15 protein-coding genes are annotated in these 14,655 nt (G+C 62.2%); 4 read left to right on the forward strand and 11 right to left on the reverse strand.

Features of this window, described 5'->3' with window-relative positions; all coding sequences use genetic code 11:
- The 7 genes from menC to GWK36_RS06560 form a co-directional block, all read right to left on the reverse strand.
- Entirely contained in the window at nucleotides 1-1,101 is a 1,101-nt protein-coding gene (gene menC / locus GWK36_RS06530; protein ID WP_246237748.1) for an o-succinylbenzoate synthase, read from the reverse strand.
- A complete protein-coding gene (menA, locus tag GWK36_RS06535) occupies nucleotides 1,092-1,991 on the reverse strand; it encodes a 1,4-dihydroxy-2-naphthoate octaprenyltransferase (protein WP_166270454.1) in 900 nt (299 codons plus the stop codon). The genes menC and menA overlap by 10 nt, the downstream gene beginning before the upstream one ends.
- Before the next feature lie 57 nt (nucleotides 1,992-2,048).
- On the reverse strand, nucleotides 2,049-2,909 hold the full coding sequence (gene menB, locus GWK36_RS06540; RefSeq protein ID WP_166270455.1) for a 1,4-dihydroxy-2-naphthoyl-CoA synthase: 861 nt from the start codon (nucleotides 2,907-2,909) through the stop codon (nucleotides 2,049-2,051).
- A gap of 118 nt (nucleotides 2,910-3,027) precedes the next feature.
- On the reverse strand, nucleotides 3,028-3,192 hold the full coding sequence (locus tag GWK36_RS06545) for a hypothetical protein (protein ID WP_166270456.1): 165 nt from the start codon (nucleotides 3,190-3,192) through the stop codon (nucleotides 3,028-3,030).
- Between the two features lie 49 nt (nucleotides 3,193-3,241).
- Nucleotides 3,242-5,005: a 2-succinyl-5-enolpyruvyl-6-hydroxy-3-cyclohexene-1-carboxylic-acid synthase gene (menD, locus tag GWK36_RS06550; protein ID WP_166270457.1), complete on the reverse strand. Its 1,764-nt coding sequence runs from the start codon at nucleotides 5,003-5,005 to the stop codon at nucleotides 3,242-3,244.
- A 5-nt stretch (nucleotides 5,006-5,010) separates the two neighbouring features.
- Nucleotides 5,011-6,390 carry an isochorismate synthase gene (locus GWK36_RS06555; protein WP_166270458.1) on the reverse strand — a complete coding sequence of 460 codons (1,380 nt, stop codon included), beginning with the start codon at nucleotides 6,388-6,390 and terminating at the stop codon, nucleotides 5,011-5,013.
- Between the two features lie 94 nt (nucleotides 6,391-6,484).
- Nucleotides 6,485-7,390 (reverse strand): alpha/beta fold hydrolase, encoded by a 906-nt coding sequence (locus GWK36_RS06560; protein ID WP_166270459.1) that lies wholly within the window; start codon nucleotides 7,388-7,390, stop codon nucleotides 6,485-6,487.
- A gap of 100 nt (nucleotides 7,391-7,490) precedes the next feature.
- On the opposite strand from GWK36_RS06560, the gene GWK36_RS06565 reads away from it, so the two are divergent.
- Nucleotides 7,491-8,318: an alpha/beta fold hydrolase gene (locus GWK36_RS06565; RefSeq protein ID WP_166270460.1), complete on the forward strand. Its 828-nt coding sequence runs from the start codon at nucleotides 7,491-7,493 to the stop codon at nucleotides 8,316-8,318.
- Nucleotides 8,319-8,476: 158 nt separating this feature from the next.
- Here GWK36_RS06565 and GWK36_RS06570 read toward each other — a convergent pair whose 3' ends face one another.
- Nucleotides 8,477-8,818 (reverse strand): EF-hand domain-containing protein, encoded by a 342-nt coding sequence (locus tag GWK36_RS06570; protein WP_166270461.1) that lies wholly within the window; start codon nucleotides 8,816-8,818, stop codon nucleotides 8,477-8,479.
- A 142-nt stretch (nucleotides 8,819-8,960) separates the two neighbouring features.
- Nucleotides 8,961-10,628, reverse strand: a complete 1,668-nt coding sequence (ettA, locus tag GWK36_RS06575; protein WP_166270462.1) for an energy-dependent translational throttle protein EttA — start codon at nucleotides 10,626-10,628, stop codon at nucleotides 8,961-8,963.
- Nucleotides 10,629-10,850: 222 nt separating this feature from the next.
- Between ettA and GWK36_RS06580 the strand changes: the two genes are divergently transcribed.
- From GWK36_RS06580 to GWK36_RS06590, 3 genes are read left to right on the forward strand one after another with little or no spacing between them, the layout of a single operon-like run.
- A complete protein-coding gene (locus tag GWK36_RS06580; protein WP_166270463.1) occupies nucleotides 10,851-11,015 on the forward strand; it encodes a hypothetical protein in 165 nt (54 codons plus the stop codon).
- Complete coding sequence (locus GWK36_RS06585; RefSeq protein WP_166270464.1) at nucleotides 11,008-11,196, forward strand: hypothetical protein; 189 nt, start codon at nucleotides 11,008-11,010, stop codon at nucleotides 11,194-11,196. Before GWK36_RS06580 ends, GWK36_RS06585 begins: the two co-directional genes overlap by 8 nt.
- A 31-nt stretch (nucleotides 11,197-11,227) precedes the next feature.
- Entirely contained in the window at nucleotides 11,228-12,460 is a 1,233-nt protein-coding gene (locus tag GWK36_RS06590; RefSeq protein ID WP_166270465.1) for an HDOD domain-containing protein, read from the forward strand.
- Between the two features lie 63 nt (nucleotides 12,461-12,523).
- On the opposite strand, the gene GWK36_RS06595 is transcribed toward GWK36_RS06590, so the two are convergent.
- Nucleotides 12,524-13,135: a 2OG-Fe(II) oxygenase gene (locus GWK36_RS06595; RefSeq protein ID WP_166270466.1), complete on the reverse strand. Its 612-nt coding sequence runs from the start codon at nucleotides 13,133-13,135 to the stop codon at nucleotides 12,524-12,526.
- 139 nt (nucleotides 13,136-13,274) lie between these two features.
- On the reverse strand, nucleotides 13,275-14,636 hold the full coding sequence (locus GWK36_RS06600) for a TrpB-like pyridoxal phosphate-dependent enzyme (protein ID WP_166270467.1): 1,362 nt from the start codon (nucleotides 14,634-14,636) through the stop codon (nucleotides 13,275-13,277).
- Nucleotides 14,637-14,655 lie beyond the last annotated feature (19 nt).

The raw sequence follows: 14,655 nt of genomic DNA on the forward strand, positions 1-14,655 counted from the left end.
TTAGGCGCTAAATCCTGAGCCCGGGCGGTCGCCGAGCGCCATCCAGCCATCCTGGATAAGGGGAGGTGTGCCGAGATCCCGAGCCAGCCAAGCGCCTGTCCCCAGACCGTGCGCCAGGGGGTTGGCGAGTGCACCCGCAAGCTGGGCAGTTGGCCACAGCCCTGCCGCGCTGTCGATGAGGCTGGTGATGACCACCTCCAGGCTAGATCCCTGGGTGTGTCGGGCGAGCGCCAGGGTCCGGCGCAGCCCCCCGATCGCAGCAGGTTTGAGCACCAGCCGCCGCACGCCCAACGCCCTCGGATCGCAACCAGCAAAACGCGCAATGAGCGACTCATCTAGAGCCAGGGCAAATGGGGCCTGGGATTGAAGCTCGGCGAGTCTGAGGGGGTCAGGGTCGGCGAGCGGTTCTTCGAGGGATTCGATCGGCAGCCGCAGGCGCGCTGTTGCCTCGATGAAGCGGTGCGCCTGCGCCAGACCCCAGGCGCCGTTGGCATCGAGCCTCAGAACCAAGCGATCGGCTAAACCCGGCTCGATGGCCCGTTCTAATGCCCTGAGGACCGCAAGCTCATCCTCAAGCGGCGCGATCCCGACCTTGAGCTTGATCACCCGCAGACCGCGCCGGATGCAATCAGCAAGTTGAGCCGCATCGACCTGCGCGACTGGGCCGAGGGCAGCATTGACTGCAATCCGCGCGCAGGCAGCAGGGTTTAGCCAGCAGCGCAGGCATATACCACGCTGTTGGCTGAGGAGATCGGCCAGGGCGCAAGCGAGGGCATAGTGCGCGGCCGGGGTGCGTTCCTTGGGTGGGGTGCACCCTATGGCATGTGCGGTCTCATCGAGGGGATCGATCTCGGTAAGGAGCTGTTCGGGATCGCAGCCGACAAAGGCATGAGCCCATCGCTCTAGCATGGCCGAGGCCGCAACAAGCGGTTCGGTCCCCGCCTCGGGCAGGGGGGCGCAGTCTCCATAGCCGATCAGCCCCTTCGCCTCGACCCGGACCAGAAGGCCGCGGCGCAACCTGATCGCACCATGCGCGCTCGCCCATGGACGACGCAGGGGGAGTGCGTATGGCCTCAGCTCCAAGCGCTCGATCAGGGCCATCGAGGCCAGAAGAGCCCGAGGATCAAAAGCAGAACCAGGAATGCCTGATATTGGGCGGTCAGGGCGAGCAATCCGTTGAGCTCGGGACCGATCCCCAGGCGCCACAGCCGCCAGATCAAGAGCGCGCCCAACGGCAAAGCGCCAGCCAAGACCCAAGGGGCTTGCAGCGGTTGCAGCGCCATCAGCAAGGGGACGGGCAGGAGTACCAAGGCGGCATAGAGAAATCTGGCGCGCGGTCGGCCCAGGAGGGCGCAGAGGGTCTTTCTCCCCGCAGCAAGATCGCTCTCCAGATCCCGATAGTTATTGACCAAGAGCACGGCCGCAGCCAAGGAGCCGAGCGCGACACCGGCGATCCAGGCGGACCCCGAAGGACTCAGGGTCTGGAGATAATAGGTCCCGGCGACTGCAGCAACCCCAAAAAAGGCCCAAGCATAGAGTTCGCCGAATGGACCATAGGCGATCGGGCGCGGCCCGCCCGTATAGGCATAACCCGCAGCTAGCGATGCCAGACCGAGCAGCAGGATCGGCAGCCCCCCGCGGGCGAGCAGGATCAAGCCAAGGGCAAAGGCCAGGGCGAACATCAGATGTGCCGCCAGTTTGACCTCCTGCGCTTTGAACCACCCTTGGGCGGTGGCACGCGGCGGGCCCAGGCGCGCGAATGTGTCGGCGCCGCGCTCGAAGTCGGCGGCGTCGTTATAGAGATTGGTGCCGATCTGGATCGCAGCAGCGGCAAGCAGGGTGACCGCGGCGATCCCGAGCGCAAGCCCCCCCTGCTCGGCCAGGACTAAGGCTAGACCTGCAACCACCGGCGACAAGCTCAGGGGCAGGGTCTTGGGGCGCGCCGCCAGCAACCAACGGCGAAGCAGCGGGGGAGAAGGAGATGGGGGCATAGGGCGATCGAAACGAGTAAGGGTGCATTGCGCACCCTAGGCCCGGTCATGGGCTGCCTATGGCCGTCGCCTGAAGCGACGAAAATCGGGCGGGCGGCGTTCCAAAAAGGCATTGCGCCCTTCTTGCGCCTCCTCCGTCATATAGAACAGGGCCGTGGCATTGCCCGCGAGCTCCTGGATGCCGGCCAGACCATCTGTATCGGCATTGAATGCCGCCTTGAGCACCCGCAGCGCGGTAGGCGAGAGGCGATTCATCTGCCGGCACCAGGCCACGGTCACAAGCTCGAGCTCGGCCAAGGGAACCACGGCATTGACCAACCCCATCGCCAACGCCTCTTGTGCGTCATATTGACGGCATAGGAACCAGATCTCCTTGGCCTTTTTTAGTCCTATGGTGCGGGCGAGGAGACCTGCGCCCAACCCGGCATCGAAGCTCCCCACCCGCGGACCGGTCTGACCGAAACGCGCATTCTCGGCAGCGATGGTCAGATCGCAGACCAGATGCAGGACATGTCCGCCGCCGATGGCATAGCCTGCGACCATGGCCACTACGGGTTTGGGTAGGGTGCGGATCTGGCGCTGGAGGTCTAAGACATTCAGAGACTCAACCCCTTGTGCGTCCTGATAGCCCTCGTGCCCACGCACCCGCTGGTCACCGCCCGAACAAAAGGCGAGTTCACCCGCCCCAGTGAGGATGATCGAACCGATCTCTGGGTCCAGATGGGCGCGCTGGAAAGCATGGATGAGCTCGCGTACCGTCTGGGGCCTAAAGGCATTGCGCACCTCGGGGCGATTGATGGTGATCTTGGCGATGCCTTCGGCGCGGTGATACAGAATATCCTGATACTGGACATCTTGGGGGCTTTCCCAATAGATGGGGCGGCGGTCTTCCTCTGGCCAATCTGCAAGGCGGTGCATGATCGTTGGCTGCCTTTAAGCGGGATTTAAACGGAGTAGGGTGTGCAATGCGCACCCTAGTGTTTGGTGGCTGGATTATAGCGCGTGCTATTGGTTAAAGGTCAGCAGTGGCTTGGCCTTAGCCCTCGCCGTCAAAGATGCTTACCAGATCCAGCGCGTCGAGCGCGCGGTTAAACCAGGCCTTGATTTCGGCAAGCGAGACCTGGGCGATGCGCCTTGCAATGGTCTCAGACAGCGGCCCATCCAAGAGACGGTTGAGGCTCGCCACCTCGCCTTTGGGCAAGGAGGGGGTTGAATCCGTGTCCTAATCCTGGCCCATTACCTTTGCTGTATCACGGGTGAGTTGATTGCAAGACCTTTTCTAGACCGCGATGGACCTCGAGGCTCAGCTCGGCATCGACCCTGACCTCGATCAAGACGCCCTGGACACCCTGCGCCTCGGTGAGCGCCTGGACCAATTCGGTCCCATCTGCGACCTCCCAGTGGCTGAGCCCAAAGGCCTGCGTCAATGGGCCGAGGGCAAGCGGGATCGGACAACGCCAGAACCTCTCAAGGCTCGGCAGGTTGCGCTGCGGCAGGGTATCGAAGATCCGCCCGCCGCCGTTATTGATGACGATACAGGGCCTGGGACAACCGCGAAGCTGCAAGAGCCCGCTGAGGTCATGCCATAGCGACAGATCGCCCAAGAGCCCGGTCGTCGGCAGACCGCTGGCGTTGAAACCCGCCAAGGTGGAGGCTTGACCGTCGATCCCGCTTGCACCGCGGTTGCCGAAGACATGAAGCGGCAAACGGCGAGACCCGGACCAGAGGTCGAGCTGGCGGATCGGCAGCGAATTGGCGCACAGCAATCCCTCGCCCGCAGGCAGGCAAGCGATCAGGGTCCGCACCAGATGGCCCTCGCACCAAGGGGCCTGGGAAAGATAATCGGCCATCAGTCGCTCAAGGCGCTGCTCGACCTCGTTCCAGCCCTCAAGCCAGCCCTCATCCGCTTGGATCGGACAGGCGTCCGTGGTCATCGCCCAGGCACAAAACCGGCCGGGATCGGCCTGGATCTTGAGGGGAACGTCATGCGTTGGATCGCTGAACCTGCGCCCAGGCTCGACGAGGAGGGTTGGCACACCGGTCAGCCAGTCGTTCAGCCGTTTCGAGACCGGCGCCCTCCCGAAGCGGATCACCCAATCCGGTTTGAGCCCCTGGGCAAGCTCGGGGTAACGCAGCAGGGCATCATAGCGCACGATACCCGCATCCGAGCCCGGGCCAAAGCGTAGACCGGACAGCGGATCGCAGAGGACAGGAAGCCTTAAGCGTTCGGCAAGGCGCCACAAGGCCGCAGATCCTGACTTCGTCCACTCGCCTGGGCCACAACAGATCAGGCCGCGTCTGCCCAGTTGCCCTAAATCGCCGAGGTTGAGGTGGATGTCATCGCCGATGAATGGATAAGGGGAAACATCCTGATCGATCCTTGGGTACTGTGCCTGTGCCCCTTCGTCATTCGGCCAGGTCGCCGCAGGTATCAAAGGCGGATCTTCGCTTGGGGATAGCCGACAATCGGGCCCGGGCACCAGGGACTCGCGGAAGGGGAGGTTGAGATGCACAGGCCCGGGATCAAGCCCTTGGCACTCGGCAGCGGCGCGCCGCCCCAGGGCCCGGAGATATTTGCCCACCCCGGGCAATTCATCCGGCGGTCCTGGGTCATAGAAGGCGCGAACATGGACGCCGAAGAACCGCGTCTGATCGATGGTCTGGTTGGCCCCCCAGTGGCGAAGCTCGGGCGGGCGGTCGGCAGAAAGCAGGATCAGGGGGGCCCCGCTGCAATCGGCCTCGATCACCGCCGGATACCAATGGCCCAGTGCGCTCCCCGAGGTGCAGAGGACACCCACCGGACGACGGGCCGCGCGCGCTAGCCCCAAGGCAAAAAAGGCGGCGCTGCGCTCATCGAGGATCGGAAACATGCGAAGGTCATGGGCCTGGGCGGCGAGGACCAAAGGTGTGGAGCGTGAGCCGGGCGAGAGCACCAGATCGCGCATCCCGCCCTGGATCAGGCCGGCGAGCAGGGCATGGGCGGCGCGCAGATTGATGCAGCCCTGATCGGCCATGGATCTTAGGCGAACCGCAGGGCCTTGGACATGGCAGCGAGCTTATGCTCGGTCTCCTGCCATTCGCTTTCGGGTTCAGAGCCGGCGACGATCCCTGCCCCGGCATAGAGCTCGGCCTCTTGTCCCTGGATACGTGAGCAACGCAGCAGGACCCAGAGCTCGCCGCTGAGATCGGGGGCGATCAGCCCAGCTGCGCCCGTATACCAGCCGCGGGCAAAGGGTTCATGGGTGCGCAGCCAATCGGCCGCGGCTGCCCGCGGCTGGCCGTTGGTGGCCGGGGTAGGGTGCAAGTGCTCGGCCAGGGCAAAGGCATCGATCCCGGGGCGTAGCAGACCGCGTAATCGGGTTTGGAGGTGATAGGCGTTGTTGAGCGCCAGGATCTGGGGGCCTGCTGCCTCCTCCAGGGCGCGACAACAGGGCGCTAGCGCCGCATGCATCGCATCGACCACTACCTGATGCTCATGGCGATTCTTGGGGCAGGCGAGCAATGCCTGGCGGATAGCGGCATCCTGCATTTGGTCCTGAGCGCGGCAGGCGGTACCCGCGATGGCATCGGCCTCGACTCGATCGCCCCACTGTCTAAAGAGTCGCTCGGGGGTTGCAGCGATGAAGTCGCTCCCTGCATAGCGGATATGGATCACCTGGCAGCTGGGATAGGATTCGCTGAGCACAGCCCTCAGGCGTTCGAGATCGAATGGCCGCTGCCCCCGCACCGCCTGCCGGCGGCAGATCACGACCTTTTCGAGCCGGCTGTTGGCAATGTCATCGATCGCCGCCAGGACCAGACGGGACCAATCGCTAAAATCGGGTTGGCTGCGCAAGGGGTTTAGTACCGAGGCCGGCAACGGTAGCGGCGTCCCTACGCCGAGGCGCGGCGCTAAACGGGCGATCCAGCCCTCCCACCGGTGCAGCAAGGCCGCGCGCGTGATCGGACGAGAGGCGGTCAGAATCAGGGCACAGCGGTCTTGACGGCGGATCAGGGCGAGCTCGGGCAGCCACAGCAGGGTATTGGGCAGGTCTTCGCCTTCCCGAGGCCGGGGCGTGGCCGCGAATCCGAGTAACCCCTGAGCGACCAGTCCGGTTTCATCAGGATCGATCTGTACCCAGTCCTTGGACCAGGTCAGCGCGACCTGACGCAGTCTCTCCAGCCGTCCCGGGCCCTCGGCCTGCCATTGGGCAGCGATGCCGTATCCGGCATAGAACTCGCCGCGCTGGGCATGCCCCAGATAAAACCCAACCTCGCGCAGGTCGGGCGCCATCGCCAAAGGTTGGGGGAGCTCGAGGATCAGCGAGACCCAGCCCTGGTTTGCGTCGAGCGGCAGCAGGTCAAGGGTCTCGCGCAGACGGGCCCTGAGCTGATCGATGAGCTTGAGCGGTTGCAACATGCGTCGAATCGCGGCAGACGGATTTGGGGTCAATGGAAAGGGGCGAGCTGGGAAAACAGAGGTTTTGGGGAGTTGTCCATCAGGGCTTGCTCACTCAGGCGAGCTGCTGCCAAAAGCGCTCGATCTCCATCGTCGTCTCCGTCGGTTTCTCCCACTGCGGCATGCCGCGGGTGCCGGGGATGCGCTCGGCGCGCCAATTGGGGTGCCGGCTTAAGAAATCGGGTAATTCATGGAAGTCGATGTTCGGGTCCTTGTCATAGAGCACGAGGACCGGCTGGGTCACCTGGTGATACAGAGTCTCGGTGGCGCGGGGGGTAAAGAGCTGACCCGAGAGGAAATACAGGGGCGCCTGTTTGGCCCCGGGCTGATGGGTTGTGGCATAGGCATAATCGATAAGCTCTAGCGGGGTCCTTCCGGCAAAGACCTGGTTATAAAAATACCGGATGCTTAAGCGCGTGGTCAGCAGGCTAAAGAGGGCATCGCTCAATCCAGGCAGGCTCAACCAGCGATAGGCGCGCTGGGCGGCCTCTCCCATCGGCAGGCCGCGCTGATTAAAGCCGGTGGGGGAGATCATGACCAGCGAGCGGATGCGCTCGGGCGCTGCAATCGCTGTACGCGCTGCAAACTCGCAGCCCAGGGAATAGGCGATGATATCGGCAGGTTCTCGCGTCACCTCGGCAAGAAATTCGCCGATGACCTGGGCGAAGAGCGCCGGCGAATAGGGCTGGGCGGGCCGGTCCGCATGCCCAAAGCCGGGGAGATCCAGGGCATAGATGGGGCGCGTGTGGCGAAGGCGTTCGAAGAGCGGCTTCATCTCAAGCGCGCTGGGTGCGGCATTGATGCTATGGATCAAGACCGCCGGCCGTCCGGGGGATTGGGTCGCGGCATAATAATGGATCCGTCCGCCCGAGGTCTTGAGGTCATGGCGGGAGGCATCCAAAGCAGGCGGCAGGTTTGTGGATGGGCCCCTATGCGGTTGCGCTTTGCTTGCAGACTCCATCGGCTCGCTCCTCTTTTGTTTGACACTCTGCGCCCCCATCTTTCGGCACGCCCCCTGGGTTTGACTCGCAGGGGGCAAGATACTGGGGCACAGATTCACCATGCTCTATTGGGCAAAGTTTACAGCGGTCTTGGCCGCTTGTCTGTCGATCGCCGGCTGCCTTGGGCTACGCCAGCAGGTTCAGTTGCCCGCCGCTGACCGCGAAGATAGGCCGGGGACCGTCGTCCATGTTGTGTGGGGTCAGGTTCGATCGGAGGCCGGTTGTCCGCTGGCCTATGTCTGGTATCGACCGAGCGTTCGCTCCAGTCAGGCGCTAGTGGTCCTGGCGCATGGCTTTTTGCGGCGCAAGGAGCGCCTGGCGGATCTCGCGCAGACCTTTGCTGCTGCTGGGATCGAAACGGTCGCGGTCGATCTCTGCAATATGCGCCTGTGGTCTGGCAACCATGCGCGCAACGGCTTCGACCTGATCCGGGTTGCCGATCATCTCCAGGCCAGACAGGTGATCTATGCCGGATTTTCGGCGGGGGGGCTGGCGGCGCTGGTGGCGGCGCGCAACGACCGGCGCACCATCGGTGTCCTGACGTTGGATCTCGTCGATGCCCAGGGCCTGGGGCAACTGATGGTCGGTGGGTTCGAGCGCCCGATCATCGGGCTCTTCGGCGAGCCCTCTGCCTGTAACGCCCATAACAATGGCCTGATCACCCTGGCCGCCGCCCACAAGTCCCAGAGCGAACGCATCCCTGAGGCGGGTCATTGCGATTTTGAGTCGCCTACCGATTGGCTATGCCGCGCCCTCTGCGAGGAGGATGCCCAGGGCGCCGAACGACGCCGCACCGAGATCCTGATGCAGGCGCTGGCAGCGATCCAGGCCTTGGTGGAGTCGGGCGCTGACCGGCTTCAGCTTGCCCTGTCGCACCCTGGGCAGTGAGTCACTGCCCAGTGCAGCGACCAGGCCATGGGCGCCCTGGGGGCGGGCCACAACCTGTAGCTGGTGTTATCCAAGACGCGACACGCTCTGCCCTACAGGACAGGGAGGACGTCAAAGGTGATCCAAGAGACCGGTAACGCAGGTTGTTCGCGCGCCCTTTATTGGACCGGACGGCCTGGAACCGGGTGATGCTGGGCCTGGGTGGCGGTGAACTCATCCGGAGTCACCTTGCCGTCACCGTTGCGGTCGAAGTCCTTGAAAGTCGGGGCGTTAGCCAGTCCCCGCATCGGATAGCCCTGTTGCGAACGCTCGGCGACCCGTTTGGCGCGCACCTCGTTGAACTCGGCCTCGGTGAGATGCCCGTCGCCGTTGAGATCGAACTCGGCAAAGCTCGGGGCCTGCCAACCACGACCTGGGGCTGGGATTGTAGGCGGTTGAGACCAGACGCAGACAGGGAATGCGATCAGGGTTGCCAGGATGAGACGAGTATGGATAAACATCGCGAGATCCTCTCTAGGAACATCAAATCAAGCCGCGGCCGTCATTCCGGCGAAAGCGGGAATTCTGGAAAATCTTCAAGATACGGAGGCGCTAGGTGCGTTGGCGCATAAATCAGCGCCTCCCTGGTGTAGGACCATCTCATCAGGCCGATAGACGCCGATATTTGATGCGATGCGGCTGATCGGCCTCACTGCCCAGCCGCCGATGGCGATCGGCCTCGTAGTCGGCATAATTGCCCTCGAACCAGGTCACCTGCGACTCGCCCTCAAAGGCAAGGATATGGGTGGCGATGCGATCGAGGAACCAGCGGTCGTGGCTGATGACCATGGTGCAGCCCGGGAAGGCAAGCAGGGCCTCTTCGAGCGCGCGCAGGGTCTCGACGTCCAGGTCATTGGTCGGCTCGTCGAGCAACAATAGATTGCCGCCGCTCTTTAAGAGCTTGGCGAGATGCACCCGATTGCGCTCGCCGCCTGAGAGCTCGCCGATGCGTTTTTGCTGATCTGTCCCCTTGAAATTGAACCGGCTGCAATAGGCACGCGAGTTCATCTCATAGCGCCCGACCGCGATGATGTCGGTGCCACCCGAGATCTCTTCCCAGACGGTCTTGTTGTTATCCAGGGCATCCCGTGTCTGATCGACATAGGCGATTTGCACCGTCTCGCCGAGGCGTAGGCTACCGGCATCGGGTTGTTCCTGGCCGGTGATGATGCGAAAGAGGGTGGTCTTGCCGGCACCATTGGGACCGATGATCCCGACGATCGCACCCTTGGGCACAGTGAACGACAGATTGTCATACAGCAGACGCTCGCCATAGCTCTTGCGCAGACCGGCAGCCTCGATGACCAGGTCGCCCAGCCTGGGGCCAGGGGGGATATAGATCTCGTTGGTCTCGTTGCGCGCCTGAAACTCCTGGGATTGCAGCTCCTCGAAACGGGCCAGACGCGCCTTGCTCTTGGCGTGACGGCCTTTGGGGTTGCTGCGTACCCATTCGAGCTCATGCTGCATGGCTTTGATGCGCGCCTGTTCCTGTTTTTGTTCGAGCTCAAGTCGCCGTTCTTTCTGCTCTAGCCAAGACGAATAATTGCCCTGCCAGGGGATGCCATGGCCGCGGTCGAGCTCCAAGATCCAGCCGGCGACATTGTCCAAGAAATACCGGTCATGGGTCACAGCGACCACGGTGCCTGGATACTCTTGCAAGAATCGCTCGAGCCAGGCGACGGATTCGGCATCCAGATGGTTGGTCGGCTCGTCCAACAGCAGCATATCGGGCTTGGAGAGCAATAACCGGCAGAGGGCCACGCGCCGGCGCTCGCCGCCCGAGAGCTTGGTGACATCCGCATCCCAGGGCGGCAGGCGCAGGGCATCGGCAGCGATCTCTAGGGTCCGCTCGAGATTGTGCCCATCGGTGGCCTGGATGAAATTTTCAAGCTCGGCCTGTTCTTTAGCGAGGGCATCGAAGTCGGCATCCGGGTCGGCATAAGCTGCATAGACCTCATCCAGCCGAGCAATCGCCGCCTTGATCGGGGCGAGTGCCTCCTCGACATTGCCGCGAACATCTTTGGTGGGGTCGAGCTGGGGCTCTTGCGGCAGATAGCCGATCTTGATCCCGGGCTGGGGACGGGCCTCGCCTTCGATCTCTGTATCGATCCCAGCCATGATACGCAGCAGGGTCGATTTGCCGGCGCCGTTGAGCCCCAGGACCCCGATCTTGGCGCCGGGAAAAAAGGACAGTGAGATATCGCGCAAGATATACCGCTTGGGCGGCACCACCTTGCTGACCCGGTTCATCGTGTAGATATATTGAGTCATCGGCGATCTATGATGCGTCAGTCAGAGAGGGTGTTAAACTTTGATTAGCTATTCATTTTGCGCCTTTGGCACTCAAATGTCCAAAACGGGCCGTCGAACAGGCAAATGTGCAGGCACAACTGATGTTGTGCAAAGCGGTTGTACTCCATCTTCTTGATAAGAAACACATGCTTTTAAAATTGAGTGAGCTGTCCTAATGTAGTGAGCATGGAAAGACGAGACATGAGATTGCTGTCGTTTGCGGCGCGCGAAGAGCGGCGGCGTGGCTGGACGTATGAAGCGATAGGCGCGCAGAGGGGATTGTTGGGCGCAGGGGTGTTCGACATCTGCAAAGGCTATGGGCGCGAAGGGGCCCAAGGACAAGCGGGGTGGGCGCAAGGTGGGTGAGAAGCGGGCGCTGTTGGCGGAGCAGGACGCCCAGATACGCAAGCTCATCTGCGCGCAGGCGCCCTCCCGCGCCAAGGGCGATCTGAAGAAGGCGACCGTCAGCCACCTGCGCCGCCTTCTCAATTCCCCCCAACGCATCATGCGCTACTTCCAGCATCCCAAGCTCCATGATGCCGCGTAATATAAGTTCATTGGTTTCGGATCAATAATCCATGATCCGCAATCTACCCGGTTCGGCCCTGGACGATCTCAGCCCGCTCCATGACCTGGAGGGCGACCAGCGCGCGCGCCTGGCGGCAACCGGCCAACTGGCGGCAACCCCTGCCGGCAAAAGGCTTTGCGCGACTCAGGAATACCCTTGGCTTCTGTATCTGATCTCTGGTCAGCTCTGTCTGATCCACCAAGGCCAAAAGACGCTGATCACCGCCGGCAGTCCGCGCGCGCGTCAACCGATCTTTACCGAACAGCATCTGCTCGATCAGGCGGTCTTGACCGCCGATTCCGAGATATTGCGTCTGGATCGGGCGCTGTATCACAGCCTGAGCGGTTGGCAACGTTCGGGGTCGACATCAGTCGCTGAATTGGCGCTCAGCGAGATCGAGGGGAGCTTGTTCAGTCAGCTCGCCCAGGCCTGCAAGGAAGGTCAGCTCAAGCTGCCAACCTTGCCCAAGGTTGCGCGAGCAATCCAGGAGGCGATGCAGGACCCGAATATCACCTCTGCGAGATTGGCACGGATCGTCCAGATGGACCCAGCGATCACCGGCGCGCTGATCCGCATGGCCAACAGCGTTCTATATCGCGGGTTGCAGCAGATCCCAGATGTGCGCAATGCCATCATCCGTTTGGGTCTAGATGTTACCCGTTCGACCGTCATGAGCTTGGCGATGCAGCAATTGTTCAAGACCAAATCGCCTATCATGAAGGCGCACATGAAGGCGGCCTGGAATCGCAGCGTCCACATCTCGGCGCTCAGCTATGTGATCGCCCGCTACTGTCCCAAATTCAGCCCCGAGCAGGCGATGCTTGCCGGTCTGGTCCATGACGTGGGCGTCATCCCTATCCTCGACCATGTCAGTCATCATGGGATGATAGTGGATGAAAACGAGTTGGAGGCAGCGATCATCAAGTTGAGCCATTTAGTCGGTGAGCTGGTGGTCAATTATTGGGGGCTGGGGCCCGGGGTCGTCGAGATCGTGCGCCACTCGGACGATTGGTATCGCGATGAACACGAGAACCCAGATTATTGCGACATTGTGTTGGTCGCCCGGCTCTATCGGCTGAACCAGTCCGAGTCGCGCGGTCCCTTGCCGCGCTATGATGCGGTTCCCGCCTATTACAAGCTAGGGCTGGTCTTTCCTACCAGCGATGGTACAGTGGATGTAATCGCCGAGGCCAAGGAAGAGCTCAACTTCGTCATCGCCATGCTCAAGGGCGAAAAAACATGACCGGCTACCGAGGCTGCCAGATGCCTCTGAGGGGCAGCCTTGCTTGATAGGGGCGATCCTGATTTAGGCAAAGACCACCCAGGTGGTGGCGATATATTTCACCCCCTCTTGGACCACGGCTGCCCGATGCTCATGGGTCCAAAAAGGGGGAAACAGGGCCAGAGTCCCGCACTCGGGGCGCAGGCTGACCCCTTGATGTAAGAACTCGGTCTCACCGCCTGGGCCAGGCACGTCGTTGAGATACCAGAGCGCGACCAGCTGGCGTTGACTGAGCTCATGGCTGCCGCTATCGATATGCCAGTGATAATACTCGCCGGCCCGATAGCGCTGGACCTGATAGCCCTCGTCCTTAAAGGGCCCTTTGAAATAGGGGAAGGTCTCTCGAAACTCGGAAAGGGCTGCGGCCAAGGACTGAAAGAATACCATATCGATATCCTTCCACTCCGGCTTGTTGCTGACCACAAGGTCGGTCGTGCGCTTGATCTCGGGTGCCTCAGTGCGTAACTGACCGATCCGCCCGGCATATTGATACTGCGGGCTTGCCTCGAAGCGCTCGATCACCACGGCACAAAAGCTCGGTGGCAGCGCCTGGGGTTTGACGAAGATCAGGCTCCCTGGCTTGACCTCGCGGATGGTCTTCAGCGGCGGGCGATTTGGGGATGGGACAGTTTCCATCAGGACTCCAGAGGTTTCGCTCTATAGGGATGGCCTTCCCTGGCGTCTCTTGGCCCAGCATGCTGCAGGCCAGCGAGGTAGTAGCAGCTCAGCGCAAGACCCCTCTCTACATCGCGAGAGGTGCCTTGTAGCCGACTTCCTAAGCAACCGCCGGCAACCCTGCCAAGGCCATCGCGACCTCCTCCTCCGCATAGTCGAGGTCATTGAGCTTGCCGGCGAGATAGTCCATGTAGGCCTGCATGTCGAAGTGACCATGACCGCTGAGGTTAAAGAGGATGGTCTTGGCCTCGCCAGTCTCGCGGCAGCGCTCGGCCTCATGGATAGCAGCGCGTACTGCGTGTGTGGCCTCTGGCGCGGGGATGATGCCCTCGACGCGGGCAAATTGCAGACCAGCAGCAAAGCACTCAAGCTGGTTATAGGCGCGCGCCTCGATCAGCCCAAGCGCCGTCAGATGGCTGACCTGAGGCGCCATGCCGTGATAGCGCAATCCCCCGGCATGGAAACCGGGCGGCACAAAGCCCGAGCCCAGAGTGTACATCTTGCACAAGGGCGTCAGATGGGCAGTATCGCCGAAGTCATAGGCAAAGCGCCCGCGGGTCAGGCTCGGACAGGCCGAGGGCTCGACCGCGATACAGCGTACCTTGGGTCCACCGCGCAATTGGGTGCCCAAGAAGGGGAAGGCCAGCCCCGCGAAGTTGCTGCCGCCGCCGGTGCAGCCGATCACCAGATCCGGATAGGCATTGGCCATCTCCAGCTGTTTCATGGCCTCGAGCCCGATGACTGTCTGGTGTAAAAGTACATGATTGAGCACGCTCCCCAGGGCATATTTGGTATCCGGGTTTTGCGCGGCGAGCTCAACCGCCTCGCTGATCGCAATCCCCAGGCTCCCGGTGCTGTCTGGGTGCTCGGCAAGGATGGCGCGCCCCGATGCGGTGGTATTGCTGGGGCTGGCGATACAGTGGGCGCCGAATGACTCCATCAGGGCGCGGCGGTAGGGCTTTTGCTGATAGCTCACCTTGACCATATAGACCAGGATCTCGATCCCGAAGACCGCCCCGGCAAAGGCTAGGGAGGATCCCCACTGACCGGCGCCCGTCTCGGTGGTGATGCGCCTAACCCCCTCGATCTTGTTATAAAAGGCCTGGGCGACAGCCGAGTTCGCCTTGTGGCTGCCGGTGGGACTGACCCCTTCGTATTTGTAGAAGATCTTGGCCGGGGTTTGGAGCGCCTGCTCGAGACGGCGGGCGCGATAGAGCGGTGAGGGGCGCCACTGACGCCAGACCTCGCGCACCGGTTCAGGGACCTCGATCTCGCGCTCGGTGCTGATCTCCTGTTCGATCACGCCGCGCGGGAAGATGACCTCAAGCTCCTCTGCCGTCACCGGTTGTTTGGTCGCTGGATTCAGAACCGGCGCCAAGGGCTCCGGCAGGTCAGCATTGATGTTGTACCAGAAGCGCGGCAGGTGCGCCTCGTCGAGCAGATATTTAACGGTCTCGGTCATGGGTTTTGGGTATCTTGGC

Source organism: Caldichromatium japonicum, from assembly GCF_011290485.1.
Classification (GTDB): Bacteria; Pseudomonadota; Gammaproteobacteria; order Chromatiales; family Chromatiaceae; genus Thermochromatium; species Thermochromatium japonicum.

Bases quoted from the DNA above. Each gene is read 5' to 3' on its own strand.
- menC (WP_246237748.1), bottom strand. From the start codon at position 1,101: ATGGCCCTGATCGAGCGCTTGGAGCTGAGGCCATACGCACTCCCCCTG.
- menA (WP_166270454.1), bottom strand. From the start codon at position 1,991: ATGCCCCCATCTCCTTCTCCCCCGCTGCTTCGCCGTTGGTTGCTGGCG.
- menB (WP_166270455.1), bottom strand. From the start codon at position 2,909: ATGCACCGCCTTGCAGATTGGCCAGAGGAAGACCGCCGCCCCATCTAT.
- menD (WP_166270457.1), bottom strand. From the start codon at position 5,005: ATGGCCGATCAGGGCTGCATCAATCTGCGCGCCGCCCATGCCCTGCTC.
- GWK36_RS06555 (WP_166270458.1), bottom strand. From the start codon at position 6,390: ATGTTGCAACCGCTCAAGCTCATCGATCAGCTCAGGGCCCGTCTGCGC.
- GWK36_RS06560 (WP_166270459.1), bottom strand. From the start codon at position 7,390: ATGGAGTCTGCAAGCAAAGCGCAACCGCATAGGGGCCCATCCACAAAC.
- GWK36_RS06565 (WP_166270460.1), top strand. From the start codon at position 7,491: ATGCTCTATTGGGCAAAGTTTACAGCGGTCTTGGCCGCTTGTCTGTCG.
- GWK36_RS06570 (WP_166270461.1), bottom strand. From the start codon at position 8,818: ATGTTTATCCATACTCGTCTCATCCTGGCAACCCTGATCGCATTCCCT.
- ettA (WP_166270462.1), bottom strand. From the start codon at position 10,628: ATGACTCAATATATCTACACGATGAACCGGGTCAGCAAGGTGGTGCCG.
- GWK36_RS06580 (WP_166270463.1), top strand. From the start codon at position 10,851: ATGAGATTGCTGTCGTTTGCGGCGCGCGAAGAGCGGCGGCGTGGCTGG.
- GWK36_RS06590 (WP_166270465.1), top strand. From the start codon at position 11,228: ATGATCCGCAATCTACCCGGTTCGGCCCTGGACGATCTCAGCCCGCTC.
- GWK36_RS06595 (WP_166270466.1), bottom strand. From the start codon at position 13,135: ATGGAAACTGTCCCATCCCCAAATCGCCCGCCGCTGAAGACCATCCGC.
- GWK36_RS06600 (WP_166270467.1), bottom strand. From the start codon at position 14,636: ATGACCGAGACCGTTAAATATCTGCTCGACGAGGCGCACCTGCCGCGC.